A 26292-nucleotide genomic window follows, 5' to 3' on the forward strand; every position below is an offset into this window, starting at 1 on the left:
GGTGCCGAAGGCACCGCGTAGGTACCGACCGCTGGTCGGTGCGCTCTCTGCCGCGACGGCGCAGCGCGCGCGGGATGCGGCAGTGCGGCACGGTTTTCCGCAGGGCGCGTACGACGCGGGCGCCACCGGCGACCGCAAGGTGCCGAAGGCACCGCGTAGGTACCGACCGCTGGTCGGTGCGCTCTCTGCCGCGGCGCCGGTTGCCGTCCACAGCCGATACCCCCTCCCCCCACCGCCCCGCGTTCGACCAAGGTCTAAGCGCGCGGTCACCGCGAAGGGGGGTGGATGCGGCAAACTGAGGGGGAGAGGTCGCGCTTGATGCTGCGACCGCACAACCCAAGTCCTAGTGCAAGTGAGGGTGCCATGGCCGATCTTTACCCCGTCAACGCCGCGTTTGCCGCCAAGGCACGCATCGACAAGACCACCTACGAAACGCGCTACCGCCAGTCGGTGGAGAACCCCGACGCATTCTGGGGCGAGGCCGCGCAGCGCCTGCAGTGGTTCAAGCAACCCAGCATCATCAAGAACGTCAGCTACGACCTGGACGACTTCCGCATCAAGTGGTTCGAAGACGGTGAGCTCAATGCCAGCGTCAACTGCCTGGACCGCCAGCTCGACCAGCGCGGGGACAAGGTCGCCCTGCTGTTCGAACCGGACAGTCCCGACGCGCCGGCGCAGGGCGTCACCTACCGCCAGCTGCACGAGCGCGTGTGCCGGCTCGGCAATGCCCTGCGCAACCTGGGCGTGCAGAAGGGCGACCGGGTCACCATCTACCTGCCGATGATCGTCGATGCCGCCGTGGCCATGCTCGCCTGCGCGCGCATCGGTGCGGTGCACTCGGTGGTGTTCGGCGGCTTTGCGCCGAACTCGATCGCCGACCGCGTGATCGATTGCGGCAGCAAGCTGATCATCACCGCCGACGAAGGCCTGCGCGGCGGTCGCCGGATCCCGCTCAAGGCGAATGTGGATGCGGCCCTGAAGCTGCCCGGCACCACCACCGTGGAAACGGTGCTGGTGGTCCGCCACACCGGCGGCGCGGTGGACATGCAGGCCCCGCGCGACCGCTGGTTCCACGACGTGGTCGACGCACAGCCGGCGCAGTGCGAGCCGGAACGCATGAACGCCGAAGACCCGCTGTTCATCCTCTACACCTCCGGCTCCACCGGCAAGCCCAAGGGCGTGCTGCACACCACCGGCGGCTACCTGCTGTACGCGGCCTACACCCATGAAGCGGTGTTCGACCTGCGCGAGGACGACATCTACTGGTGCACCGCCGACGTGGGCTGGGTCACCGGCCACAGCTACATCGTGTACGGCCCGCTGGCCAATGGCGCCACCTCGCTGATGTTCGAAGGCGTGCCCAACTACCCCACCACCTCGCGGTTCTGGGAGGTGATCGACAAGCACCAGGTCAGCATCTTCTATACCGCGCCCACCGCCATCCGCGCGCTGATGCGCGAGGGCGAGGCGCCGGTCAAGCGCACCTCGCGCACTTCGCTGCGCCTGCTGGGCAGCGTCGGCGAACCGATCAACCCCGAAGCCTGGCGCTGGTACTACGAGGTGGTCGGCGACAGCCGCTGCCCGATCGTGGACACCTGGTGGCAGACCGAAACCGGCGGCATCCTGATTTCGCCGCTGCCGGGCGCGGTCGACCTCAAGCCCGGTTCGGCCACCCTGCCCTTCTTCGGCGTGCAGCCGGCGCTGGTCAATGCCGAGGGCGAGATCCAGGACGGCCCCACCGAGGGCAACCTGATCATCCGCGATGCCTGGCCGGGCCAGATGCGCAGCGTGTACGGCGACCACCAGCGCTTCATCGACACCTATTTCCGCACCTACCCGGGCAGCTACTTCACCGGTGACGGCTGCCGCCGCGACGAGGACGGCTATTACTGGATCACCGGGCGCGTGGACGATGTGATCAACGTGTCCGGCCATCGCATCGGCACCGCCGAGGTGGAAAGCGCGCTGGTGTCCCACCCGAAGGTGGCCGAAGCGGCGGTGGTCGGCTTCCCGCACGACATCAAGGGCCAGGGCATCTATGCCTATGTCACCCTGATCGCCGACCAGGCGCCCAGCGACGAGCTGCACAAGGAGCTGATCGCCTGGGTGCGCAAGGAGATCGGCCCCATCGCCGCGCCCGACCACCTGCAGTGGGCGCCGGGCCTGCCCAAGACCCGCTCGGGCAAGATCATGCGCCGCATCCTGCGCAAGATCGCCGAGAACGCGCCGGACCAGCTGGGCGACACCTCGACGCTGGCCGATCCGTCGGTGGTGGCCTCGCTGGTGGAAGAACGCAAAGTGAAGTGAGGGATCGCCACATCGCATTCGCGCTGTCGCTCCCACGGTCCGCAAGCGGACCGTGGGCCCCTTCTCACCATCACCCACACCCCCGCCGCTGCGCGGCCGCCCCCTGACTCAGGGGGGGGCTGTCATCTCGATGCACTCGTTCCGTTACATCGTGTTACCCCTTTCGCAACATGGCCCCCACCATGCCTACCCTCCTGATTGCCGATGACCATCCCCTGTTCCGCGAAGCCCTGCGCGGCGCCGTGCAACGCGTCATTCCCGGCGTGCAGCTGTACGAAGCGGACAGCGTGGAAGCGCTGTACCAGCTGGCCGACCAGCACACCGATGCCGACCTGGTGCTGATGGACCTCAACATGCCCGGCGCGCAGGGGTTCAACGCGCTGGTGCACATGCGCGCCCTGCACCCGCAGCTGCCGGTGGTGGTGGTCTCCGCGCGCGAGGAACCCACGGTGATGCGCCGCGCCCTGGACCACGGCGCCTTTGGCTTCATCCCCAAATCCGCCGACTCGGACACCATCGGCCAGGCGCTGCGCGCGATCCTGGACGGTGAGACCTGGGCGCCGCCGGAGGCCCACGCCGTGCCGCCCACCGGGCGCGAGGAGCGCGAGATCGGCCAGCGCCTGCGCGAACTCACCCCGCAGCAGTTCCGCGTGCTGCAGATGCTCGGCGTCGGCCGGCTCAACAAGCAGATCGCCTACGACCTCAACGTGTCCGAGGCCACGATCAAGGCCCACGTCACCGCGATCCTGCGCAAGCTGGGCGTCACCAACCGCACCCAGGCGGTGCTGATGGCCGGCAAGCTGGCCATCGACGACGAGCAGATCGTGTTGCCGCCGGAAGAGGAATAACGCGCGGCGGCGCCAGGCGATCAGCCAGTCCACCAGTCGAACCTCCTGTCGTGGTAGTCGGCGATCCCCACCAGCTCGTAGCCCGCGCCCAGCGGGCGGCACAGCAGGCGCCAGCGCCCGCGCCCGGCCAATCCCTCGATGTTGGCATCGGTGGCGATGAACACGTGGCCGTCCTGTTTCACCACATGCCCCTGCAACCTGCCCGCGGCCAGATCCTGCTCGACCCGCTCGATGCGCTTGAGCGTGCTGCTGCCCGCCGGCAGGCGCGCGCATTGTTCCTGCAGGGTGGGCCCGCGCTGGACATCGATCGGCTGCGCCGGGGCGCTCGTTCGCATCGGGACGACGGCGGGTCGTGGCGCCGGCGCGGCCGCCGGGGTGCGCCGGCGCAGCTGCACCATCGGCGCCGGCGCGCGCGTCCAGTCCGGCGGCGGCGTGGCAGCGTCGACCACGCGGGGGGCGGCGGCAGCGCCCTCCACTACCGGCCGGGCGGGCCGCAGCTGCCATTGGCCGCCGTGGCGGTCCACGTCCATTTGCCCGGTGCCGGCTGGACCCGGGGCAGCCGGATCCACGCAGAAGAACGTGCTGCGCAGGTTGCGCAGCACCGCGCCCGGTGGCCGCCCCTCATCATTGATCTGGCGCCGCAACCGCATGACATCGGCCGCGGCCACTGCCGCGATGTAGTGGTGGCCGGTTTCCCGGCAGGTGATCACGCAGGGCGGGTGATCCAGGCAGGCCTCCAGGACGAACGCCTTCAGGCCGGCTTCCAGCGGTGGCGCCACCGGCAGGTCCACGGCGGCGGCGTGCGCGCGATAGCCGTCGATCATCTGCTGCATGCTGGCCTGCAGGTGGTCGTGGATGCCGCGCACGCGCGCCACGTCGGCATGGTTCAGGCCGGAGGTGATTGCCATGTCGCGCAGCGCGGCGGTGGAATGCAGCATGTCCCAGCGCCGCTGATGCGCCTGCGCATCCTCGGCGCCCTGGCGCGCGATGCGCAGGTAGGCCTCGCCCAGCAGCGCCCCGACGATCGAACCGCTGAGTGGCGCGGTCGCGTTGGCCATCGCCATCAGGCCGCCGGTCAGCCCACCGGCGGCCAGGGCAACCACGCGGGCCTGCGGGGCATCCACCGCCACGTTGGCCAGCCGGGTGATGCGCTCACCGAGACGGGGCGGCGCAGGGTCGATGGCGACGTGGCGTGGCGGCGGCAGTGCGGTTGCGTCCAGGGGCAGGGGCGCAGGTCTGGCGGCGGCGGGCGGGAGTGGCATGACAGCGTTCTGCAGTGCGAAGGATGGCCTTGATGTACCGCGCCGCGGGCAACGCCCGCAATCGGAATGGTTGCGAATGCAGGACGACGATGCCCGTGATGTCGACAGCACGCTTCTTCGCCGTATAGCCAGAGCTATAAAAGCCAGCGTTACCTGCGCAATTTCGTGGGGATGCGTCATCCGGCAACCCCGGTGCTAAGCTTCGCGTCCCCTTGGGGAGTAGCCGGATTCCTTCGCAGGAATCGTCCACGTCAACATACTCGGCCAGTGCGCCGTGGCGTGGACAACCATGATGGTTGGCGAGACCAACGGCCCGTGCGCGCAACGAGAGGTTGGGCGCGAGCACGTGCCGTGTGTCCGTCCTTGCCCGACCTGCATAGCTGCCGCCAATGTCTCCTGTTTCGATCCTCCTCATCGGCTTTGCCATGTCCACCGATGCCTTCGCCGCGGCGATCGGCAAAGGCGCGGCCATGCGCAAGCCACGCTTACCCGATGCCCTGCGCGCGGGCCTGATCTTCGGCGTCATCGAAGCCATCACCCCGGTGATCGGCTGGCTGCTGGGCCGCGCAGCGCTCCAGTACGTGGAGGCCTTCGACCACTGGATCGCCTTCGGCCTGCTCGGTGCGCTGGGCGTGCACATGATCGTCAACGGCATCCGACCCGACGGCGAGGCTGAAGAGGAAGACACCAGCAAGCACCATGGCTTCTGGCGCTTGGCCATGACCGGCTTTGCGACCAGCATCGACGCCATGGCCGTGGGCATCGGCCTGGCGTTCATGGACGTGCATATCGGCGTGATGGCCGTGGTGATCGGCCTGTGCACCTTCGCCATGGTCACCGCCGGGATCATGCTCGGCCGCGTGCTGGGCGGCATGGTCGGCAAGCGTGCTGAGATCATCGGCGGCATCATCCTGATCATCATCGGCTCGACGATCCTGTACGAACACCTGCACGGCGCCGCGTAAGCGGCGGGCATGATTCAGCGCTGCCGGTGCTCAACCCGGGGTAAGCCGAGCACCGGCAGCAGCGTGTTCAACCGTTCGAGTACGTTCTCATCGCTCAGTCCATCCATGCTGGCCAGCAGCGCGTCCTTCTGGATGAAGCCGCGTTTGTAGGCCAGTGATACGGCCGCCTCGTGGAAAGCTTTTCGCTCGGCCGTGCCCAGGGTGGTCCATGGCGCGTCCTGCAGCTGCACCAGCAGGGCGGCGGGCTTCAATGCCGCCTCGCCCTCGCGTGCACGGAACAGGTCTTCGGCACTGGCATGCATTACCGAGCCCTCCGGCATCCGCAGGGTCCGCGGCTTCGCATCGGTAAACAGCACCTGGTGTGAAGCGGTCTGCCTGGATGCCTCGCGCGCTGGTGCCTTGTCGGCCTGGATGTGCCTGTCCAGTGCATTGCGATGCCCGCCCAGCGCCATGACGGCAGCCAGGTTGGCCCAGGAATCGGCATTGCGGTGCATCTCATCGCGCGCCTGTTCCGGCGTCAGCTGCGCCAGGTGGTCGGCAATCGCATGCTGATACGGCTGTGCACCGGCCTTGGCGGAATCGAAGAACAGGTGGCCGCCCTGGTAGCCGTGCATGTCCTCGGTGCGCAGGACGTGGTGCGAGGTTTCATGGATCAGGGAGATGGCACGGTCGACGATATCGCGCTGGTGGAAGGCGGGGTGCAGGAAGATCCGCGCCTGCCGATCACCCTCAAGCACATGGCAGAGATGACCCTGCATCGAGTGTGAGGTGAGCATTACCAGGCGGTGATCGTGGCGACCAAGGTCTGCCAGGTTCGCCGCCAGTTGATCGAACCCACGGGCCAGATACGCGGCCTCCGGCCCGCTGAGCCGGCCATCCTCATGGCCAAGAAAGGCGCTGGCATCGCCATGGCGGCCCTCTCGAACATCCTGCGCCACCCACGCGCAGAGTTCTTCAGCCAGCGCCACGGCCCGGCGCGTGCCCCCGGCAATGGCCTGGTTCGCAGCGCCCAGCGTGGCGAGTCCGCGGGCGCTGCCGGCGGGCTGGCCGTTCAGATGGCGATCGATGGCAAGGTCGATCGGCGCCGCTGCCGCCGGCACCGGTAGCCGGGCCATGACCGGCACGCGCGCCGCGTGCGGCGCAGCCATGGACCGGGCGGCGGCGCGCGCCGCCCAGGATTGCGGCGGCGGCAGCGCCGGCCCGGAGGTGGCGCTGTCCAGGTTTCGCACCGCCACCGGCACGGGTCGATGGTGCGGTTGACCCGTCGGCGGGACTGCCGCGCGGCCGCCTCGGGCGTCCTCCGTGCCTCGCGGGCGATTGCCGATCCCGAGGAACGTCAGCAGCCGGCACATCACCCCATGGCGTTTGGCGGGCGCGGCGTCCCCTGCCTCGCGGCCGACCGCGCGCGACGGGTGGGGGACCGTAGTCGACGTCGGGGAAACAGGCATGGGGAAACTCCTGGTGGCGCGCTGGCCGGTGGTCCCGGCGACCCGCCGGCGGAGCAGTACCCTAGGAATATCCGGTGGCCCGCACCATCCAATTAGTTGCAAAGTGCGCCCTCACCGCGCGCGGCTACATGTCCCCGCGCGGCGCATGGAAGGCGGCCAGGAAGGCGCGCAGCGAGGCGGGTTTGATCGGCTTGGTCAGCAGCCGGTAGCCGCGCTCGCGCGCCATCCGCTTGAGTTCGTCGCGGCCGTCGGCGGTGAGCAGCGCGCCGGGGATGGCGCGCCCGGCCTTGTCGCGCAGGGCCACCAGCGTGTCCAGGCCGTCCAGGCGGTCGTGCAGGTGGTAGTCCACCAGCATCACGTCCGGCTGCGCCTCCACCTTTTCCAGCGCCTGGTCCACGGTGCTGGCGGTGATCACCTCCACCTGCCAGCGCCCCAGCAGCGCGCGCATGCCATCCAGGATCTCCTGGTCGTTGTCCACGCACAGCACGCGCATGCCGGCCAGCGAATCGGTGCGGGCCGGGGCGGGCGTGGGCGTGCTCGCCGCGGTCTGCGGCAGCACCGGTGCGTCCACGCGCGGCAGCAGGATGGAGAACATGCTGCCGGTGCCCACGCGGCTGCGCGCGTTGAGGCGGTGGTCGAGCAGGCGCGAGATGCGCTGGCAGATCGACAGGCCCAGGCCCAGGCCCTGCTCGCCCCAGTCGAAGGGCTGCTGGTAGCGGTGGAACTCGTCGAAGATCTGCTGCATGTGGTGCTCGGGGATGCCCGGCCCGGTATCCCAGACCTGCAGCTCCACCTCTTGGCCGCGGTGGCGCACGGCCAGCACGATGCGGCCCTGGCGCGTATAGCGCAGCGCGTTGGCCAGGAAGTTCTGCAGCACCCGGCGCAGCAGTCGGCGGTCGCTGCGCACCCAGGCCGGGCGCGCGGACAGGTCCATGCGCAGGCCGCGCCCGGCGGCCACCGGCGAGTACTGCGCGGCCAGCTCGCGCATCAACAGGCTCACGTCGAAGTCGCCGATGACCGGGTGCAGGCCGCCGGCGTCCAGTCGCGACACATCCAGCAGCCCGTCCAGCAGCTCTTCGGCGGCACGCAGCGAAGCGTCCACGCGCTCGGCCAGGTGCCGTTGTTCTTCGTTGTTGTGGTGACTCTCGCGCAGCGCCGAAGCGAACAGGCGGGCGGCATTGAGCGGCTGCAGCACGTCGTGGCTGATCGCGGCCAGGAAGCGGGTCTTGGACTGCTGGGCCACCTCGGCCACGTGCGAGCGCTCGGCCACGCGCTGCTCCAGGGTCTCGTTGGCTTCCAGCAGCGCGCGCTCGGCGTGCTTGTAGTCGGTGATGTCGTTGTAGCTGGTGACGTAGCCACCGCCGGGCAGCGCCTGGCCGCGCATTTCGATGACCTTGCCGTCGCTGCGGGTGCGCTCGAAGATGTGCGCCGAACCGGCGCGCATGTAGCCGATGCGGCGGTTGATCTGGACGTCGATGTCGCCCTCGCCCAGCTCGCCGCGCTCGGCGTTGTAGCGGATCAGGTCGGCCACCGGGCGGCCCACGTAAAGCATGCCGTCGGGGTAGCCGAACATCTGCTGGTAGCGGCGGTTCCAGGCGGTCAGGCGCATGTCCGGGTCGACCACGCTGACCCCGGCGCTGATGTTTTCCAGCGTGGTGGAAAGGATCTCGCGATTGAAGCGCAACTCCTGGCCGGCCTCGTCCAGCACCGCCACCACTTCGCCCAGGTCCATGCCCGAGCCGCGCAGCAGGCTGGTCAGCAGCAGGCGTGCCGACGCCGCGCCGATGGCGGCGGCCAGCAGGCGCTCGGTGAACTGCACCCAGGCCCGGTCGGCCGGGGCGGACGCCTGCAGCTCGCGCCCCATCGACTGGGCCTGCTCGACGAACGCGCGCCGCGCGTGGCGCTCGCCCACCACCCGCGAGGCCAGCGCCAGCAGGTCTTCCACGTGCACGTTGCCCGGCCATGCACCGGCCACCGACGGCCGCTGCGCGTATGGGTCCAGGAACGGCGCCGCGCGCAGGCGCTCGTCCACGCCGGGGCGCCAGCGCACCGACACCAGCACCATCGCCGCCACGTTGACCAGCAGCGACCAGAACGTGCCATGGGTAAGCGGATCCCAGCCGCTCATGCCGAACAGGTGCTGCGGCTGCAGCCAGGCCACCCCGAACGGCCCCTGCGCCAGCCACGCGGGCGCCATCCAGCCGGCATGGGTGAGCGCGGGCAGCAGCAGCGTGTACGCCCAGGTGCCGAAGCCGAGCAGCATGCCCACTTCCACGCCCTTGCGGCTGGCCCCGCGCCAGTAAAGCCCGCCGATCAGGCCCGGGGCGAACTGGGCCACCGCCGCGAAGGCCATCAGCCCGTAGGAGGCCAGCGTGCTGTCGTTGCTGCTGCCGCGGTAATAGCTGTAGGCCACCAGCGCCAGCAGCAGGATCGCGGTGCGGCGGATCCACAGCACGCGCGAGGCGACGTCGGCCGCCTCCTCGTGGTCGCCACTGCGGCGCAGCAGCACCGGCATCACCAGGTCGTTGCTGACCATGGTGGCCAACGCGATGGAGGCCACGATGACCATGCCGGTGGCCGCCGAGAAGCCGCCCACGTAGGCCACCAGCGCCAGGAACTTGCGCCCCTCGGCCAGCGGCAGGGCCAGCACCATGCTGTCGTCGGCCACGCTGCCGCCGGTGCCGAACAGGGTGACGCCGGCGGTGGCGATGGGGATCACCATCGCCGAGATCACCACCAGGTAGGCGCCGAACATCCAGCGCGCGCGGCGGATGTCGCGCACGTCGCCGCACTCCACCACGGCCACGTGGAACTGGCGCGGCAGGCAGATGATGGCCAGGAAGCTGAGCAGGGTCTGGGAAATGAAGCCCACCGGCGGCAACCCGCTGAACAGCGTGTGGGCCGACTGCAGCACCGCATCGGTGCGGTCGTTGAGCCACAGGTAGGCAAACAACCCCAGCGCCACCATCGCGATCAGCTTGATCATCGATTCCAACGCGATGGCCAGCATCATGCCGTGGTGGTGCTCGGTGGCATCCACCTGGCGGGTGCCGAACAGCGTGGCGAACAGGGCCATCAGCAGCGCCACGTACAAGGCCGGATCGCTGAAGAACCCGGTCGGGCCCACGTTGCCGGTGAGCACCTGCAGGCTCATCGCCACCGCTTTGTACTGCAGGGCCAGGTACGGCACGATGCCGATCAGCGCGATCACCGCCACCAGCGCGGCCAGGCGCCGCGAGCGGCCGAAGCGGGAGGAGATGAAGTCGGCGATGGAGACCACGTTCTGGCTGCGTGCGATCAGCGCCAGCCGCTCGATGATGCGCCAGCCGAACAGCCACAGCAGCAGCGGCCCCAGGTAGATGGGCAAATAGCCGATGCCGTTGCGCACCGCCGTGCCCACCGCGCCGTAGAAGGTCCACGACGAGCAGTACACCGCCAGCGCCAGACTGTAGACCACCGGCCGCAGCCAGGGCCGGTCGGGGTACATCGGGCGTCGGTCGCCCCACCACGCCACCCCGAACAGCAGCGCGGCATAGGCCACCGATACCAGCAGCAGGATCCAGCTGGAGACCACAGGCTTGTTTCCCCAAGAGCAGCCCGCAGTGTAGCGGCCGCCGGGCGGCTCAGGCGGGCACGGCCGCCGGCGGATAGGCCGGCAGGCGGATTTCCACGCAGGTGCCGTGCCCTTCCGCGCTCTCCACCGCGATCCGGCCACCGGCGGCGGCCACCAGGGTGGCGCTGACCGCCAGGCCCAGCCCGGTGCCCTGCCCCACCGGCTTGGTGGTGAAGAACGGGTCCAGGCAGCGCAGGCGCACCGCCTCGCTCATGCCGTGGCCATTGTCGCGGGCGCGGATCACCACCTCGTCGGCCTCGGCGGCATCCACCGCCAGCTGCAGCGCGAAGCGGCCGCCGTCGGGCATCGCCTGGGCGGCGTTGACCGCCAGGCTGAGCAGGATCGATTCGAGCTGGGCCGGATCGAAATGGATGCGGCAATCCACCGGCGCGTCATCCAGCTGGTAGGTGGTGCGCGCATCGAACACCTGCTGCAGCATCGGCGAGATCCCCGCGACCGTGCTGGCCACGTCCAGCAGCTGCGGGCGGCTGGCCTCCAGGCGGCTGAAATCCATCAGCCGGCGGCTGACCGCGCTGGCCCGCCGGGTGGCCGACACCACGCCCTGCAGCGCCTCGGCACGGACGGTGGGCTCCTCGCTGCGCTGGGCCTTGGCGGCGTAAGCCTGGACCAGCCCAAGCAGGTGGTTGAAATCGTGGGCGATACCGCTGGCCAGGCGGCCCACGTTGTCCATCTTCATGGCATGCACCAGCTGGTCGCGCGAGCGTTCCTTCTCCTGCATCTCCAATTGCAGCTCATCGCGGGTGCGGGCCAGCGCGGCGCCGCGCTGGTGGGCGGTGAGCAGGCTCTCGCGCAGGCCGGTCACGCTGTGGTGGAACAACCAGGCCGCCAGCCCGCAGCCGAACAGGGCAACGGCCAGGTCGGTGGCCAGGTAGGGCACGCGGTCGGGGCGGAACAGGGTGCCGGCAAAATCGGTCCAGGCGCCCAGCAGGATCGCCAGGCCGGCGCCCACGGTGGCCCAGCGCAGGGTGCGCGTGCCCAGCAACGCGGCCACCAGCAGCAGCGGCAGGCCCTGCACCAACTGCGTGCGGGCCAGCGCCGCCAGTCCCCAGTACCCATGGCCCAGCGCCAGCAGGGCCAGTTGCCCGCCCACGAACACGCTGGCTGCGCGCACGCCCTGCCCGCGCCGCTGCAGCACCAGGCACACGGTGCACAGCACCAGTTGCGCGGCGGCCAGCACCAGCAGCATCGGGTCCACGCCCAGGCCACCACGCAGCAGCTGCCAGGCGGCCATCGACAGGTGGAAGGTGCCGATCAGCAACCACAGGCCATGCAGCATGGCATCGGTGCGCGGGCCCAGACCGGCCGCGGCAGCGGGACGGCGGGACGGGGCGGCGGAGAGCGATGGATCCAGCATGCGGAGAACGTTCCAGGGACCAAAAGCGCCAGGCACGGGCGGCAACAGCGCTATATTAGGCCTTCGACCGGGCCGGCCGCCCGCGGTGGCCGGCCGCCGCGGCCGCCGCGCCGGCCCGACTTTCGTCAGGATTCCGCCTTCATGCCCAGCTTGCCGCTTTACCGGCGCAGCGTGTCTGCCCTGGTGTGCGTTGTATGTGCGCTTTCATCGCCCCTGCCGGCCGCCGCGCAGGATCACGAAAATTCGGTCCTGATGCCGCAGGTGGCGCAGTGCCACGCGCTGTTGACCAGTGCCCCGGCCACCTCGCTGCAGATGGCGCGTGCGCTGCTGGCGCGGCCGCGGCTGGGCGCCGCCGAGGAAATCGGCGCGCTGGGCTGCCTGGGCGCGGCGCTGCGCACGCAGGGCCAGCCCGACCAGGCCGAGACCGTGCCGGCACGCCTGCTGGCGGCCGCCGACCGCGCCGATGCCGCGCCGCTCGACCGCAACCGTGCGCGCGCCATGGCCGCCCAGCTGCTGCTGTGGCGTGGCAACCTGCCCCAGGCGCTGTCGTTGAGCACCGCCCTGCTGGACGAGGCCGTGCGCGAGCGCGACGTGCAGGGCCAGATCGCCGCGCTGGTGCAGATCGCCATGATCCGCGGCGATGCCATGGGCGATGCGCAGGGCGCGCTGACCTACCTGGAGCGGGCCTCGGCCCTGAGCCAGCACCTGCGCCGGCCCCCCAACGCCGGCGACCTGCTGCTGGACTACAACATCGGCTATGCGCTGCTGTCCATGCAGCGCTATGAGGAGGCGTTGACCGCGTTCGACCGCGCCCAGGCCATCGGCGCACGCCTGACCGGCCAGGAGCTGCACCTGTATCGCATCGCCAGCCACCGTGCCGAGATCCAGCGGGTGCGCGGGCAGTACGCAGCGGCCGAGGCCGGCCTGCAACGGGCGCTGGCGTGGCAGACCGGGCAGGATCCACAGGGCCGGGTGGTCACCCTGCAGCGGCTGGCGCGGTTGGCGCTGGACCGCCACGCGCCCGCCCAGGCACTGGCATTGGCCGAACAGGCGCAGGCGCTGGCCGAAAGCGGGCACTACCTGGATGAGATCCGCCAGGGGCTGGACGTGCTGGCCGATGCGCACAGCCTGCTGGGCCATCGCCAGCAGCTGTTGCAGGTGAGCCGCCAGGCCCGGCAGCTGGACCAGGCCCGCAGCAAGGGCGAGACGCTGGGCCAGCTGGCCCGGCTGCAGGCCAATGCCGAGCGCAACGTGCAGCCGGTGCAGGTCAACGCCGAGCAGGAACTGGCGCGCATGCGGGTGCTGCGCAACGGCGCGCTGGTGGCGTTGCTGGGCGTGCTGGCGCTGGCCACCACGCTGGTGCTGCGGCTGCGCAGGCAGCGGCGCGAGCTGGCCGCGCTGAGCCGCACCGATGCGGTGACCGGGCTACCCAACCGCCACCAGGTGGAACGCATGCTGGCCCATGCCGGCACGGCCGGGCACGGCCAGCGCAGCGCGTTGGTGCTGCTGGAAATCGACGACTTCAAGACCCTCAACGACCAGCACGGCAATCTGGCCGGCGATGTGCTGCTGCGCGCGGTGGCGCGCTGCCTGGTGGCGGCGGTGGACGGCGGTGACGTGGTGGCGCGCTGGGGCGGGGCCAGCTTCCTGGTGGCACGCGCCGATACCAGCGAGGCGGCCGCACAGGCGCTGGCCAGCCACCTGCGCGCCAGCGTCGAGCGTCTGCTGGTGGATACCCCGGGCGGGCAGCCGGTCACCTTCAGCGCCAGCCTGGGCGTGGCCCCGCTGCCGTTGTTCGCCGATCGTCCGGCGCAGCTGGATGACAGCCTGCGCGCGGCCGATCGCGCCCTGCAGAGCGCACGCCGCAGCGGCCGCAATGCCTGGGCCAGCCTGTGGGGCGAGGCCGCCGGCAGCGACGTGGACCTCTACAGCCTGCTGCACGATCCCGCCCAGGCGATGGCGCTGGGCTGGGTCAGCCTGGGCGGCAGCCGGCCGATGCCCTGGGCACCGCCACGGCCACCGCCGCAGCGCCTGCCGGGCGCCGAGGCGAGCGCGGCGCCGCCACGGCGCGAACACGGCCACTGAAAGCAGCGTGCGGCTCAGCGGGCGACGTCGAATCGGACTTCCACGCGCCGGTTGGGCAGCAGGCATTCCAGCAACGCCGCGCGCGGGCGCACGCCCTCGCACTGCTGCACCTGCTGGGTATCGCCGCGGTACTCATAGCGCACCTGGGCCGGGTCGATGCCGCGCCCGATCAGCAGTTCGCGCACGGTGCGCGCGCGCCGCTCGGACAACGCCTGGTTGGCATCGAAGCCACGCCCCTGCATGCGGTCGGCATGCCCGACCAGGGTGATGCCCTGCAGGCGCAGCGATTCGCTGGCGATGCTGGCCAGCGCGCGGTCCAGGCTCTCCAGCGAGTACGTGCGGATGTCGCGGTAGCCGTCGCGGTCGAACTCGAACAGCACGTTGGCCACCAGCGGGCCGGGCGTGGCGGTGGGCGCCGCACCGGGGCCGACGCCGCACTGGCGGGCGGCCGCTTCGGCATCGTTGACCAGCTCCTCGGCGATCTGGATGTAGGGCTTGGCGTGCCGCCACTGCTGCTGGTTGAACTCGTTGCCGGCATGCACCAGCTCCACTTCACCGCAGGCGACCTGCTGCTGCGCGCAGCTGAAACCGGGCGCGGCCTGCAGCACGCGCAGGCGCTGCCAGAGGTCATCGCGCAGGTACCTGGCGTCGTTGACCAGCGGCGTATCGGTGGGCAGCGGCGCGTCGCCGCGCTCCATGCCCTCGATCAGCCGGGCCGACTCGCCCAGCGCCTGCTGCGGGAACGCGCTGCGATCGTTGCGGCTGTACTCGTGGAAGGACACATCCAGCCAGCACTGGGCCTTGGCCAGGTGGTAGTCGCGGATCGGGCGGCCGCCATCGTTCAGCGCCTGGATGCGCCCCTGGGTGCGCTCATAGGTCTGGTGGTCGGCATCGATGGCTTCATCGGTGATGCGCTGTTGCTGCGGCAGCAGCGTGGGCGACTGGGCCCACGCCGACGGCGCGCAGGCCAGCAGCAGGGTACCGGCCAGCAGGCGCGGGGCGGCGATGGTGCGGAGCGTGGAAGAAACGAAAGTCATCAGGGCATCCTCAGCGTGCCGGGTCGCGGTAGCGGACGGGGTCCGGCCGGAAAAGGTCTTCATCGAACTTGAAGCGCAGGCGCACGAACACGCCCTGCTGGGTGTACTCGTAGCCATTGAGGTCACGGTCGCCGGTGAAGCCGGACCAGTTGTAACCGGCCGACAGCCACAGGTTCTGGCGCAGCAGGCGCCCCACTTCCAGGCCGTAGGCGTACTGGTTGGCACCGGCCTGGCCGCGGAAGGTCGAGCCGAGCACGCCGATGTCCCAGTTCTCGGTAACGTCATACACGACCCGGCCGGACAGCAGCACCGCGTGGAAGCGGCTGTTGACGCGGCCACCGTCGGCATAGGCGAACTGGTCCTGCTGCCACTTGCCGGCCACCCGGCCGGTCAGCCACCACGGCCGCGACGGATGCCAGTCGGCATGGGCCGAGACGATGTGCGCGCGGGTGCGCACGTCCTGGCTGGTGCCCTCCACGGCCTGGCCATCGAGCAGGGTCAGGCCGCTTTCATCGCGCTCGAGCTTGTACTCGTAGCGGGCCAGGGCATTGACCCGGTTGCGGTCGGTATCGCGGTAGGCCACGCCCAGCTGGAAGCGGTCCTGCAGCACGTCGCCCCGGTCCTCGTAGCGGGTGCTGAGCAGGTAGTTGCGGGCCAGCAGGGTCCAATCGCGGCTGAGCTTGCGGGCCACCATGGCCTGCAGCAGCGTGGTGCTGAACGCCTCGTTGGCCAGCGTGTCCGGCACGTCCTCGGAGATGCGGTGCTCGGCGCGGATCGCGCCGCGCCACAGCGGGTTGGCGCTGTAGTCCAGCGACAGCGACAGGCCGGTGCTGTCACCGGTGCTGCCATCGATCACCTTGACGTGCTCGGCCGAACTGCCCAGGCGCAGGCCCTGGGCGATATCCCAGGTGTTGCGGATGCCCGAGGCCGCCTGCACGTCGCGACCGCTGATCGAGTCGCGCAGCCGGTACTCGCTGAAGGTCTGGGTATCGCGCAGGTAGCTGCTGTCGATGCCGAACACCAGCGCGTCGGCCTCGCGGTCGGTGGTGGTGATGCCGTAGGCGCTGGTCAGGCCGGTCTGCCGCTCGTAGCGGCCATACACGCGGCTGCGCTCGAACACCTGGTAATCCAGGCCGGCGGCCAGGCGCTTGCGGTCTTCGCCGCTGACGCTGTGCTCCACCTCGGCGCCGGCACTGAGGCGGTCGCTGAGGCGATAGCCCAGGCCCAGCCGCGCGCTGTCCGATTCCAGCTCGGTGCCTACCGGCAGGTCGCTGGTGATCGGGCTGCCGGTGCTGCTGCCGTTGATCACCATCAGCCCGGTCAGCGGGTCCAGGGCCTGCTGGCCATAGCCCAGCGCGCCGCCACCGGACCCGGTGGCGAAGCCGCCGGTCAGCCCGCCGGCATTGCCGAAGGGCACCCCGGACGACCACGGCGAGGTCACGCCGATGGTCTCGCGGATGCTGCGCACGCCCACATCCACCGTCAAGCGCTCGGTCGCATCGATGCGCACGCCGGCACCGCCGGCATCGCGCTTGCCACCGTCGGGGTTGCGGTCTTCGCTGCGCAGGCCTTCCACGTACAGTTCCAGGCGCGGCCCGACCTGCCAGCCCAGGCGCGCGTTGTACTCGCCGCGGCCGCCATACAGCGGCGCGGCCGGGTTGTTGAAGGCCGGGTCGGTGCGCGCGGCAAACAGGCGCGCTGCCAGGCGGTCGCCCTGGTGGGCGAACTCCACGCGCCAGGCATCGCCTTCCACTTCGCCGGTCACATCCTGCAGGCCCTGCGAGGTGACCTGGTTGATGCTGTTGGTGTTGACCTCGCTGCGGGTGCGGGCGAACTCGGCCACCAGCAGGGTGTTTTCACCGAAGCGGTAGCCGGCGTTGGCACTGCCCATGCGGAAGGCCGCATACGGGTTGCGGTCTTCCACCACCGCCGCGCCCACTTCCAGCCGATCGGTCAGCTTGACCTGCGCATCGGCGCCGCCCACCCAGAACTTCTCGGTGTCCTGGTCCAGTTCGTAGGTGATGCGCAGCGAGACCGGGTTGAGGTCGCTGTCGAAGGCCGGCAGGAACTGGTTGAGCAGGATGCGCCCGGAGAAGGGCTCGAAGCTGTAGTCCACCAGGCGCGCCAGCGAGCGCACCGAGGTGATGCGGGTGGGCTGGTTGCGGTCGCGCACGATCACTTCCACCCGCTCGCTGCCCTCCAGCACCGCGTTGTTGCGCAGCGCATACGGGCCGCTGCCCTGGCTGCGGAACTCCTCGATCACCTGGCGCAGCGAGTCCTGCATGGCAAACACGTTGCTGCGCACCCGCTCGCTCTCGAAATGCCAGCCCAGGCCGGTGGCGGTGCGGTTGTAGGTGCCCAGGCTGCGCTGGGCGATGGCGCCGCTGCCGCCGATGCCGCCGATGCCGGTGGAGGTGGCCAGCGTGTCGCCGGTCTGGAAATCACCGTACAGCAGGTAGCTGCGCTTGTTGTCGATGCGCACGTACAGGCGCTCGGCCGAGCGCGCATCGAAGCCACGCAGCGCCGAATCGCCGTACACCGGATAGAACTCTTCCGGCTGGATGTCGCGCAGCAGGCGGCCGCGGGTGTCCTTGTCCGAATCGTAGGCGGCGGTAAGCAGGTACTCGCCCTTGATCCGGCCCTTGACGAAGAACGCGGTGCGCGCGGCCGCATTGGCCTTGCCGTTGTTGAACTGGCGCTCCCAGCGGCGGATGTCGCGGTCGAAGGCGTCGTTGTTTTCCACCGGCGAGATCAGCCCGGCGTTGCTGCGGCGACGGAAGTTGACCACGCCCTCGATCAGGCCGGTGGCCAGCATCTCGCGCATTTCCGGCAGGAAGGCGATGCTGCCCTGCGCGGTCTGCGCGCCGGCGGTGACCCGCAGCAGCACGTCCTGTGGCGCATGCGGGGCCAGCAGGTCGAAGGCAGCGATGCCATCGACCACCTGCAGCTGCACGCCGGGGGTGACCTTGTCGGCATCCAGCGCGCCCGGGCCCAGCTCGTCGGTGCGAGAACCGGGCAGGCGGATGCGCCCCCCGCTGTTCTCGATCGTGGCGTAGGTGGTGCCGGCCAGCGGGTGCCCTTGCGCGTCCAGCAACTGCACGCGCACGTGCACCGCGCTCTGGCCATCGGCCGGCACGCCATCGCGGTCCAGCTCCACCACGATGCGGTCCAGCGTGCCCGGCACGGCGGCGTCCAGCGCGCGCGGCGCGCCATCGGTGCTGCCTGGGCTGCGCGGGTACAGCGTGCTGGCATCGCCCAGCACCGGGGTGAAGCGGCCCGGCGTACCGACGTTCTGCGCCATCGCCGGCACGGCGGCCAGCGCGCAGGCCAGCAGGCTCAACCGCGGCAGGCGGGACAACGGCAGGGCGCGGCTCATGGCTGGCCCTCCGTCGAGGTGCCGGCGGCGGGCGGGTTGGCTCTGGGGTGCACGATCGGTCTCTGGTTGGCCGTGTCGGTCGCCTGCTGCGGCGCCCGCACGGGTTTGCTCTCAAAGCGCAGGGGGGCCTGGCCGGGTTCGGTTTCCGGGGCACGCACCTCGCCCTGGGTGCGGCGCGCCTTGACCTGCTCCAGCACCGGGTTGGCGCAGCTGCCCTCGACGAAGTCGGCGCGGTGCAGCTCACCGTTCTTCAGGTCCAGGAACAGGCTGTCGGCGTCGCCCAGGTTGCGGTTGCTGCTGGTGGTCAGGCGCGCGCCCAGCGGCAACGTGCTGGCATCCACCTTCAGGGTGTGGCTCTGCGGCGGCAGGCCGCAGTAGCTGTACTTGCCCTCCGAATCGCTGATCACCCAGGTGCCGTCGGAGAAGTACAGGCGCACGCCGGGAATGCCCAGCTCTTCGCGGTCCTGCACGTGGTTGTGGTTGCAGTCCACGAACACCTTGCCCAGCACGCAGGTCTGGTCGGTGAACACACCGCCGCTGACCCGCACGCGGTACTCGGCGCGATTGGACGGCAGCGCGCCGGGCAGCGGCACCATCGCCTCGCTGTTGATGCAGCCGCCATCGAAGCCGCAGCCGAACGCCTGCGCGCGATTGATGCCATCGCCCTGCTGTGCGCCCACGCCGATCCGCACGCGGTAGGTGAGCACGATCTGGTTGCCCACGCTCAGCGCGCCCAGGGTGAAGCCCAGCTGCGGACCGGGGCGGCCCTGCGGCTCGGCCAGCGCGCGGCCGTTGGCGCGTGCGGTGCCGTCGATGTAGGTGAAGCCGCGCGGCAGGCGATCGACCACGTTGACCGTGCGCAGCGCACTGCCGGCGGTCTGGCGCACGGTGATGGTGTACTGCACGGTGTCGCCGATCTCCGCGGTCTGGCGGTCACCGGTCTTGCTGATCACCAGCCCGGTGGCCACCGCGGTGTCCAGCGGCAGGTGGTTGTGCACGATTGCCGCGGTGGCCGAGCCGGCAAACAGGCCCAGGTAGTACTGGGTGGCCGGGCCCACCGCACCGGTCGGTGCCGCGGTATTGGCCTGCACCACGTGGTTGGCACCGGCGCCGCCGACCGGCGACAGCGCACCGTCCTGCGGCGGGATCAGGCTGGAGACGAACTGGTAGCCACCCGGCGGAGTGACGGTGAGCTGGAACTCGCAACGCGCCGGCGCGGCCGGACCGAAGGCGAACTGGTAGAAGCCTTCGCTGCCCACCGTCATCGCGATGGCATTGCCTTCGATGCGGTAGCCGCCACTGGCCGCGTTGAGCACGGCGGTGCGCGGGTCGTAGCCGGCGCACATGCCGACCGGCGCCAGGGTCACGATCGAGCCGGGGACCGGATCGCGCGAGACCGCGTCGTAGACCACGCCCGACGGATCCACCGGCAGGCTCTGCTGGGGCAGGTGTTGGCCGGCCTCCAGCACCACTTCCAGCACGCTGCTGCCGTTCTCGTTGACCTGGCAGGTGCTGGCGCGGGCGTTGGCGATGGCCGCGGCCGCATCGCAGCTGACCTGCACGCCGGCCACCGTTTCGCGGGTGACCGGGAACGGCCACACGATGTTCGAGCGCGGGTCGCGGAAGCGGATGTTCCACTTCACGCCCGGCACCACGTCGCTGAAGCGGTAGCTGCCATCGGCACCGGTGACGGTGCTGGCCACCACGTTGCCGCTGGCCGGGTCCACCAGTTCCACGATCCATGCCGGCAGGCGCTGGTCGCCGCCGTCCAGCAGCTGGTCGTCGTTGCCCACGTCGTACCACACGGTGCCGCCGACCGACGCGCTGAGCTGCACGCGGTTGGGCACCCGGCACACGTTCTGGGTGATCGCCGGGTCGCACACCGGCAGCGTGCCGACGTCGCCCTCGAACGCCGCGCGCTCGGTCGGGCTCGGCGCATGCGGGCCGTCTTCGCCGCCGCCCTGCACCAGCACCGCATTGTTCACGCTGCCGCTGGCGGCCGCCTGCGCACCCACCATCACCTTGACGGTGATGGCATCGGCCAGGGTGGCCCCGGCCGGGATCACCGCCGCGCTGGTGCAGCTCACCCGCGCCTCGCCCGGGTTGCCCTGGCACACCCAGCCATTGCCGGCCGGCGTCTCCAGCAGGGTCAGCCCGGCCGGCAGGCGGTCGTGCACTTCATAGGCGGCCAGGGTTTCACGCGGGCCGATATTGCGCACCTGGATCTGGTACTCGGCCGGGTGGTTCACGGTGAACACCGCCGTGGTGGCGCGCTTGGTCACCACCAGGTCGGGGGTGTCGGCCACTTCGCCGAAGTTGTTCTGCACCGACTGCATGCCGGCGCCCAGCACGATCTGGCTGATCGCCGAGGGCACGGTGGCGCGGTCGGTGCCCGCGCCCAGCGCCACGCCCTGCACGGTGCCGGGGCTGGTCACGCCGTTGGTGGTGTAGGCCGGCTGGTCCGGTTCGGTCACCACGTAGGTGCCCGGGCGCAGGTTGGGGAAGCTGTAGTTGCCCTGCGCGTCGGTGCGCGTGGTCAGCGACACCGGGCGGCCGGCATCGTCGGTGCCGGTCAGCACGATCTGCACGTCGGCGATGCCGGTTTCATCGGCGTCGATGACGCCGTTGTCGTTGTTGTCGTAGTACACCCGGCCGCTGATCGAGGCGATCGGGATCTCACCGAAGTTGTAGCCGGTGGCCGCTTCGTTGTTGCCCAGCACGATCGGGGTGATCGCCGAGGGCACCACCGCCGGCAGGGTCGCGGTGCCGCCCTTGTCGCCGGGCACGGTGATGCCGTTGAGCGTATCGGTCGGCTGGGTCGGCTCGGTCACCACGTAGGTGCCCGGCAGCAGGCCGACGAAGGCGTAGTTGCCGTCGGCATCGGTGGTGGTGGTCAGCTGCACCGGCTGGCCGTTACGGTCGGTGCCGGTCAGCACCACCTCCACGCCGGCCAGGCCGGTTTCGGTGGGGTCGATGACGCCGTCGTTGTCCAGGTCCAGCCACACCCGGCCGCTGATCGCGCTGCCGTTGGGGTTTTCGCCGAAGTTGAAGTTCTCGCCATCCGCGCCGGTGCCCAGGTCGATGCGCGAGAGGCGATCGGTGCTGGTCGCATCCGGGCCACCCGGACTGGCCACGGCGGTGCCCGCCAGGCAGGTGCCGGCGGTGCAGGCCACGCCGCCGATGGTGCCGGCGGTGACGGCCGTGGGCCGGTTGGTGTACGGGCCGGTGGGCAGCGGCTCGCGCACGCTGTACACCACGTTGGGGTCCAGGTCGTCGAAGCGGTACTGGCCGTTGGCGTCGGTCTGCACCGTGGCCAGCACCACGCCGGTATCGGCGTCGAGCAGTTCCACGGTGGCGCCGACGATGGCGCTGTCGGTGCCGGGGCTGCGCTGGTTGTTGAAGTCCAGGTCCACGTACACGTAGCCGGACAGGCTCGGACGGCGCACTTCGGGGAAGTTGTAGTTCACCGCCACCGCGCCCACGCTGCCGAGGGTACCGCCGGGCACGGCCACGTCGGCGCCGAGCAGCACCACATAGCGGCTGTCCGGGTTGCCGGCCTGGTAGCTTTCCGGGTTGAAGGTGGCGGCCTGCGCGCCGCTGGTCGGCGGGTCGATGCGGCTGTTGGCGTAGCCGTTGGGCTGCACTTCCAGCACGGTATAGCCGGCCGCGTCGGACGGGGCCAGGTTGTCGAAGCGGTACTGGCCGCCGGCATCGGTGGTGGTGACGATGTTGACCGGCTGGCCGTAGGCATCGGTGCCGCTGAGGCGGATGGTGACCCCGGCGATCCCGGCTTCACCGGCCTGCGGGGTGCCGCCGTTGCCGGCGCTCTGGTCGCTGTCGAAGAACACCTTGCCGGCCAGCGACAGGTTGACCACGTCCAGCGGCACATCGACGGTGTCGTTGGCCGGGTTCTCGTCCACCTGTTCGGTGCTGATCTGCGCGTGGTTGCCGGCGCTGCCACGCGGGGCGGTGCTGCCGGCAGGCAGCTGCGGCCACACCGCCGGCACCAGGATGCGCACCTGGCCCGGGTTGCCGGTGGCGAAGGTGGTGTCGCCCACTTCGCAGGTGATCACCCGGTCGAGCACGCTGCAGGTGCCGCTGCCGTCCGGGGTGCTGGCCGCATAGGCCGGGCCCTGCTTCTGCCAGGTGACGGTGCCGCTGACCTGCACGCCGGCCGGCAGCGTATCCACCACCACCGTGCCGGTGCCGCGCAGCTGCGAGGCCGCGCTGCGGTCGCGCGACAGGCTCTGGCCCGGGCCGTTGTTGATGCCGGTGATCACATACCAGAACGGCTGGCGCACGGTCACGCCGGCCACGCTGGGCGGCAGCGCCACGCCGGGCGAGGCGGCCGGTGCGGTGGTCACCATGGTCTTGGCCACGGTCATGTCCGAGCGCATGAACACGCTGGTGGTTTCGGTGGTGCTGTTGTCGGCGCGGTTGGCATCGCCGGCGGTCAGGTCGGCGCCCTGGCGGGTTTCGGCCGAATGCACCAGCGCGGTGTTGCTCAGGGTATCGCCGCCGCCACCGGGGGCCGAGTCGTAGCGGTAGCGCAGGAACAGCGCGCTGTCCGCGCCGGCGGCCACGGTGCCGGCTTCATCGCTGCCGGCAAAGCCGGCGCCGGGCATCAGGCAGTCCAGCACCAGCGCGCTGCTGCCGTTGCCGGTGAACGGGTTGCTGCCTTCCAGCACGCTGCAGCCGGCCAGGCTGAAACTGCCGGTGGCCGTGGCCGAGGCGCCGATGAAGGTCACCGTGCGACCGGCCGGCGGCACCAGGCTGTCGCGGATGCGGGTGTCGCTGGACAGCGACGGGCCCTGGTTGGTGACGGTCACCTTGTAGGTGAGGTAGTTGTTGGCCGGCACCTGCGGGTCGAAGCCCAACGGGTCCACGCCGCCCACGAAGCCCTGGTCGTTCTTCTGCACCAGCAGGTCGACCTTGCCCTCGCCGAAGGTCAGCCGCGCGCTCCGGGTGTCATCGGCGTCGGTGCTGACCAGGTTGTAGTTCCAGTCGCCGTTGGCATCACTGCCGGTGGCGCCATCGGGGAAGCGGAAACCGGCCACGTTGTCGAACACGCGCCCGGTGTTGCTGGCGTTGACGTTGGGGCGGATGCTCAGGTTGACCGTGTCCACCTGGCCGTTGGTCAGTGCCACCGCCGGGCAGGTCAGGGTCAGGGTGCGCGGGCTGACGGCATCGGTGTTGCGGTAGGAGATGCCGCCAGCGGTGTTGCTGGACGTGATGCCCGCCTCGAACGAAGTAACGGTGCAGGCCTGGCCGTTGGAGGCCAGGCGCGCGCTGACCAGCACGAAGCCGCTGTCGCCCGCCGGCAGGGTGAAGGTGTCGGTGAAGGCCACGCGCGGAATCGCCGACGGCCCCTGGTTGCGGTACTGGATGCGGTAGTCGGCGACCACGCCGGCACGGCCGCTGTTGTCGCCGCTGGTGATCACCTTCTCGGTGGTCTGCATGTTGGCCACGCGGTCCACGCGCAGCCAGTCGGTGGCGTAGTTGTCGCTCCAGTTGGATTCACCCACCGAGCCGGCCACCCGCCCATCCACGCCGACGCCGGCGCGGTTGCAATGGAAATGCCCGGTGCCCGGGACGGTGCCGGCGGCCACGCAGGCCGCGTTGGCGCTGCTGGCCGCGGTCTTGCCCACGCTGTCGAACAGGAAGCCGGGGCTGTTGTCGGCGTTGCGCAGGCGCAGGCGGATCACCGCGGTGGCGTTGGCGGCCAGCACCGTGGTGCCCGACTCGCAGATCAGGCTGCCGGCGTTGATGCGGCAGCTGCCCGCCGGCCAGCCGGCCGGTGCGGTGATGTCCACCTTGGTGCGGTCGTTGTCCAGGTAGCCCGGCAGCGGGTCGTTGACCACCACGCCGGCGGTGTCCGCGCCGCTGTTGCGCACGGTCAGCAGGTACTCGGCCCAGCTCTCGGTCACGCCCACCCCCTTGTCGCCGCCGCTCTGGGTGCTGGCGACCTTGGTGATGGACAGGTTGGCCGCATCGGCGGTGGCACGGATGCCGGTGCCGGTGCAGTCGTTGTCGGGAATCTTGTCCAGGTTGACGCCGCTGTCGGTGGTCGGCTCGGCCGAGGCCGGGCCGCCGGCCGGGCGCGAGCCGCCGGTGCAGGCATTGTTGGTCAGCAGGCCCGGCGCGCGCGCGCGGGTGATCATGACCAGGGTGGCGAACGCGCTGGCGTCGGCATTGTTGGCGGCCACGGCCACCGGATAGGGGCCGGTGAAATCGCAGGTCACCACCTGCGGGGTGCCCACCGTGTAGGCGGCCGGCAGCACCGAGCAGTTGAATGGGCCGCTGGAGCCGATGAACTCCTCGCCTTCGGCCAGCACGTCCACGATCTGTGCATTGCCGGTCACCCGCGCCGGGCCGTTGTTCCACAGGCGCAGGGTGGAGGTCATGTTGCTGGCCGACGTCGTGCCGACCGGCACCACCTCGGCGTTGTCGGTGCTGCCGAGCTTGCGCTTGGACAGGCGCAGGTCGGCGCCGTCGGCCAGCACCGTCAGCGCGGTGTTGGCGATGTTGTTGTTGGTGCCGTTGGTGGCATCGTTGGGATCGGGCGTGTTGGCCGACTGGATCTGCGCGGTGGCCTGGTAGTTGCCCGGGGTCGGCGGGGCCGTCGCCAGGATCTGCAGGATCTCCTTGCTGCCGCCGGCCATCGACCCGCTGCGGGTGCAGCTGAAGGTGGTCGGGGTGGGGCTGGTGCAGGTCCAGCCGCCGGGCAGCGTGCCGGTCCCGGTAAAGCTGAAACCGGCCGGCAGCACGCCGGCCACGCTCACGCCGCTGGACGACTCCGGCCCGAGGTTGTCGGCGGTCAGGGTGAAGGTCACCGGCGCATCCGTGGCCGCCGGCGCCGGGCTGGCGACCATGCTCAGGGTGACGTCGGCACCGGTGGTGATCACCGTGTTGGCCGTGGCCGCATCGTTGTCCGGGCGCGGGTCGGGGGTGCCCACGGCGACCACGCGCGCGGCGTTGGTCACCGTGCCGCTGGCCACGTTGGCCTTGGCCCGGAAGCGGAAGGTGGCCGTCTGGCCGTTGGCCAGCGCCCCGGCATGGGTGGCCGTGGTGGTGCCGGCGTTGAAGGTCCAGCCGGTGCCGCTGAAGCTGTTGGCCACCACCGTGAACCCGGCCGGCAGCGTGTCGATCACGCGGAAGTTGGTCGAGGTGCTGGGCCCGGCGTTGCGCACGGTGAGGGTATAGGTCACTTCGCCGCCGGCGATCACCGAGGCCGGGCTGCCGCTCTTGGTCAGGCCCAGGTCGGCGCCGGCGGTCAGCGTGGTGTTCTGTTCGAGCCGGTTGTTGGCCGGGTTGCTGTCACCGGCAAAGAACGCATCGCTGGTGGCCAGGCCGTCCAGTCGCGTGGTGGGCGCCGGCAGCGCCGATTCCACGCCGATCGCGGCCACCACCTTGGTGGTGCCCGGCTGCGCGTTCTGGGTATCGACCTTCAGCTGGAAGCTGATCCCGCCGCTGGCCTGGCCGGGGAAGCTGGGGTAGCGGCACACGATGCGGGTGTCGGTCTGCGCCGTGCACGCGGCCGGCAGCTGGTAGCTGCGCGTGTTGGCCGGCAGGTCGAAGGCCACCGCCACGCCGCTGGCGGCCGCGGTATCGCTGTTGGACAGGGTGACGTCGTACACCAGGATCGCGCCGACCGGCGCCGGATCGCTGCTGGGATTGCCCGAGGCCGTGCCATCGCCGCGCAGCCAGCCACTGGTGGAGTCGGACAGCTGGCTCACGCTCAGGTTGGCTGCCATGGCCGCAGGCGCGAGTGCGCACCCCAGTACCAGCATCCCTGCGCGTACGCGCCACGACCGCTTCCACGACGAAACGATGCCCGCGACGGCATCCGTCCAACCCTGCTGCTTGTGCACGACTCTTCCCCTGCTGGCGACAAAGCCGGCGCTGCCGACCCTCCCTCGGGTCCGTGCGCACCGGCATGCATGGCGGCCCGTCGAGGACAGGCGCGCGGCTTGCGG

11 protein-coding genes and 1 riboswitch are annotated in these 26292 nt (G+C 70.6%); of the genes, 4 read left to right on the forward strand and 7 right to left on the reverse strand.

Annotation, left to right across the window (positions count from 1 at the left end):
• The first annotated feature begins 363 nt into the window (after nt 1-363).
• Both acs and RSA25_RS01215 read left to right on the forward strand, forming a co-directional pair.
• Nucleotides 364-2307 carry an acetate--CoA ligase gene (gene acs / locus RSA25_RS01210; RefSeq protein WP_332807095.1) on the forward strand — a complete coding sequence of 648 codons (1944 nt, stop codon included), beginning with the start codon at nt 364-366 and terminating at the stop codon, nt 2305-2307.
• Between the two features lie 182 nt (nt 2308-2489).
• Nucleotides 2490-3155, forward strand: a complete 666-nt coding sequence (locus RSA25_RS01215) for a response regulator transcription factor (RefSeq protein WP_332807096.1) — start codon at nt 2490-2492, stop codon at nt 3153-3155.
• Nucleotides 3156-3175: 20 nt separating this feature from the next.
• On the opposite strand, the gene RSA25_RS01220 is transcribed toward RSA25_RS01215, so the two are convergent.
• The gene (locus tag RSA25_RS01220; RefSeq protein ID WP_332807097.1) at nt 3176-4417 is read right to left on the reverse strand and encodes a hypothetical protein; all 1242 of its coding nucleotides are present in this window, start codon (nt 4415-4417) and stop codon (nt 3176-3178) included.
• Between the two features lie 208 nt (nt 4418-4625).
• Nucleotides 4626-4795, forward strand: a riboswitch (yybP-ykoY riboswitch).
• Between the two features lie 11 nt (nt 4796-4806).
• Here RSA25_RS01220 and RSA25_RS01225 point away from each other — a divergent pair.
• On the forward strand, nt 4807-5382 hold the full coding sequence (locus RSA25_RS01225; RefSeq protein ID WP_332807098.1) for a manganese efflux pump MntP family protein: 576 nt from the start codon (nt 4807-4809) through the stop codon (nt 5380-5382).
• Nucleotides 5383-5396: 14 nt separating this feature from the next.
• Here RSA25_RS01225 and RSA25_RS01230 read toward each other — a convergent pair whose 3' ends face one another.
• The 3 genes from RSA25_RS01230 to RSA25_RS01240 form a co-directional block, all read right to left on the reverse strand.
• The gene (locus tag RSA25_RS01230; RefSeq protein ID WP_332807099.1) at nt 5397-6830 is read right to left on the reverse strand and encodes a hypothetical protein; all 1434 of its coding nucleotides are present in this window, start codon (nt 6828-6830) and stop codon (nt 5397-5399) included.
• Nucleotides 6831-6954: 124 nt separating this feature from the next.
• Nucleotides 6955-10404, reverse strand: a complete 3450-nt coding sequence (locus tag RSA25_RS01235) for a PAS domain-containing hybrid sensor histidine kinase/response regulator (RefSeq protein WP_332807100.1) — start codon at nt 10402-10404, stop codon at nt 6955-6957.
• A gap of 49 nt (nt 10405-10453) precedes the next feature.
• A complete protein-coding gene (locus tag RSA25_RS01240) occupies nt 10454-11818 on the reverse strand; it encodes an ATP-binding protein (RefSeq protein ID WP_332807101.1) in 1365 nt (454 codons plus the stop codon).
• Between the two features lie 141 nt (nt 11819-11959).
• Between RSA25_RS01240 and RSA25_RS01245 the strand changes: the two genes are divergently transcribed.
• Complete coding sequence (locus RSA25_RS01245; protein ID WP_332807102.1) at nt 11960-13903, forward strand: diguanylate cyclase; 1944 nt, start codon at nt 11960-11962, stop codon at nt 13901-13903.
• 14 nt (nt 13904-13917) lie between these two features.
• Here the strand turns inward: RSA25_RS01245 and RSA25_RS01250 are convergent, their stop codons facing one another.
• The 3 genes from RSA25_RS01250 to RSA25_RS01260 are packed head-to-tail and all read right to left on the reverse strand — an operon-like array spanning nt 13918 to nt 26070.
• Entirely contained in the window at nt 13918-14940 is a 1023-nt protein-coding gene (locus RSA25_RS01250; RefSeq protein WP_332807103.1) for an OmpA family protein, read from the reverse strand.
• Nucleotides 14941-14950: 10 nt separating this feature from the next.
• Nucleotides 14951-18316 carry a hypothetical protein gene (locus RSA25_RS01255; protein WP_332807104.1) on the reverse strand — a complete coding sequence of 1122 codons (3366 nt, stop codon included), beginning with the start codon at nt 18314-18316 and terminating at the stop codon, nt 14951-14953.
• Nucleotides 18313-26070: an SdrD B-like domain-containing protein gene (locus RSA25_RS01260; protein ID WP_332807105.1), complete on the reverse strand. Its 7758-nt coding sequence runs from the start codon at nt 26068-26070 to the stop codon at nt 18313-18315. The genes RSA25_RS01255 and RSA25_RS01260 overlap by 4 nt, the downstream gene beginning before the upstream one ends.
• Nucleotides 26071-26292: the final 222 nt, after the last annotated feature.

It is taken from the genome of Stenotrophomonas sp. (assembly GCF_036662295.1).
Taxonomy (GTDB): Bacteria; Pseudomonadota; Gammaproteobacteria; order Xanthomonadales; family Xanthomonadaceae; genus Stenotrophomonas.

Coding starts and splice junctions, on each gene's coding strand:
- acs (WP_332807095.1), top strand. CDS start 364: ATGGCCGATCTTTACCCCGTCAACGCCGCGTTTGCCGCCAAGGCACGC.
- RSA25_RS01215 (WP_332807096.1), top strand. CDS start 2,490: ATGCCTACCCTCCTGATTGCCGATGACCATCCCCTGTTCCGCGAAGCC.
- RSA25_RS01220 (WP_332807097.1), bottom strand. CDS start 4,417: ATGCCACTCCCGCCCGCCGCCGCCAGACCTGCGCCCCTGCCCCTGGAC.
- RSA25_RS01225 (WP_332807098.1), top strand. CDS start 4,807: ATGTCTCCTGTTTCGATCCTCCTCATCGGCTTTGCCATGTCCACCGAT.
- RSA25_RS01230 (WP_332807099.1), bottom strand. CDS start 6,830: ATGCCTGTTTCCCCGACGTCGACTACGGTCCCCCACCCGTCGCGCGCG.
- RSA25_RS01240 (WP_332807101.1), bottom strand. CDS start 11,818: ATGCTGGATCCATCGCTCTCCGCCGCCCCGTCCCGCCGTCCCGCTGCC.
- RSA25_RS01245 (WP_332807102.1), top strand. CDS start 11,960: ATGCCCAGCTTGCCGCTTTACCGGCGCAGCGTGTCTGCCCTGGTGTGC.
- RSA25_RS01250 (WP_332807103.1), bottom strand. CDS start 14,940: ATGACTTTCGTTTCTTCCACGCTCCGCACCATCGCCGCCCCGCGCCTG.
- RSA25_RS01255 (WP_332807104.1), bottom strand. CDS start 18,316: ATGAGCCGCGCCCTGCCGTTGTCCCGCCTGCCGCGGTTGAGCCTGCTG.
- RSA25_RS01260 (WP_332807105.1), bottom strand. CDS start 26,070: ATGGCAGCCAACCTGAGCGTGAGCCAGCTGTCCGACTCCACCAGTGGC.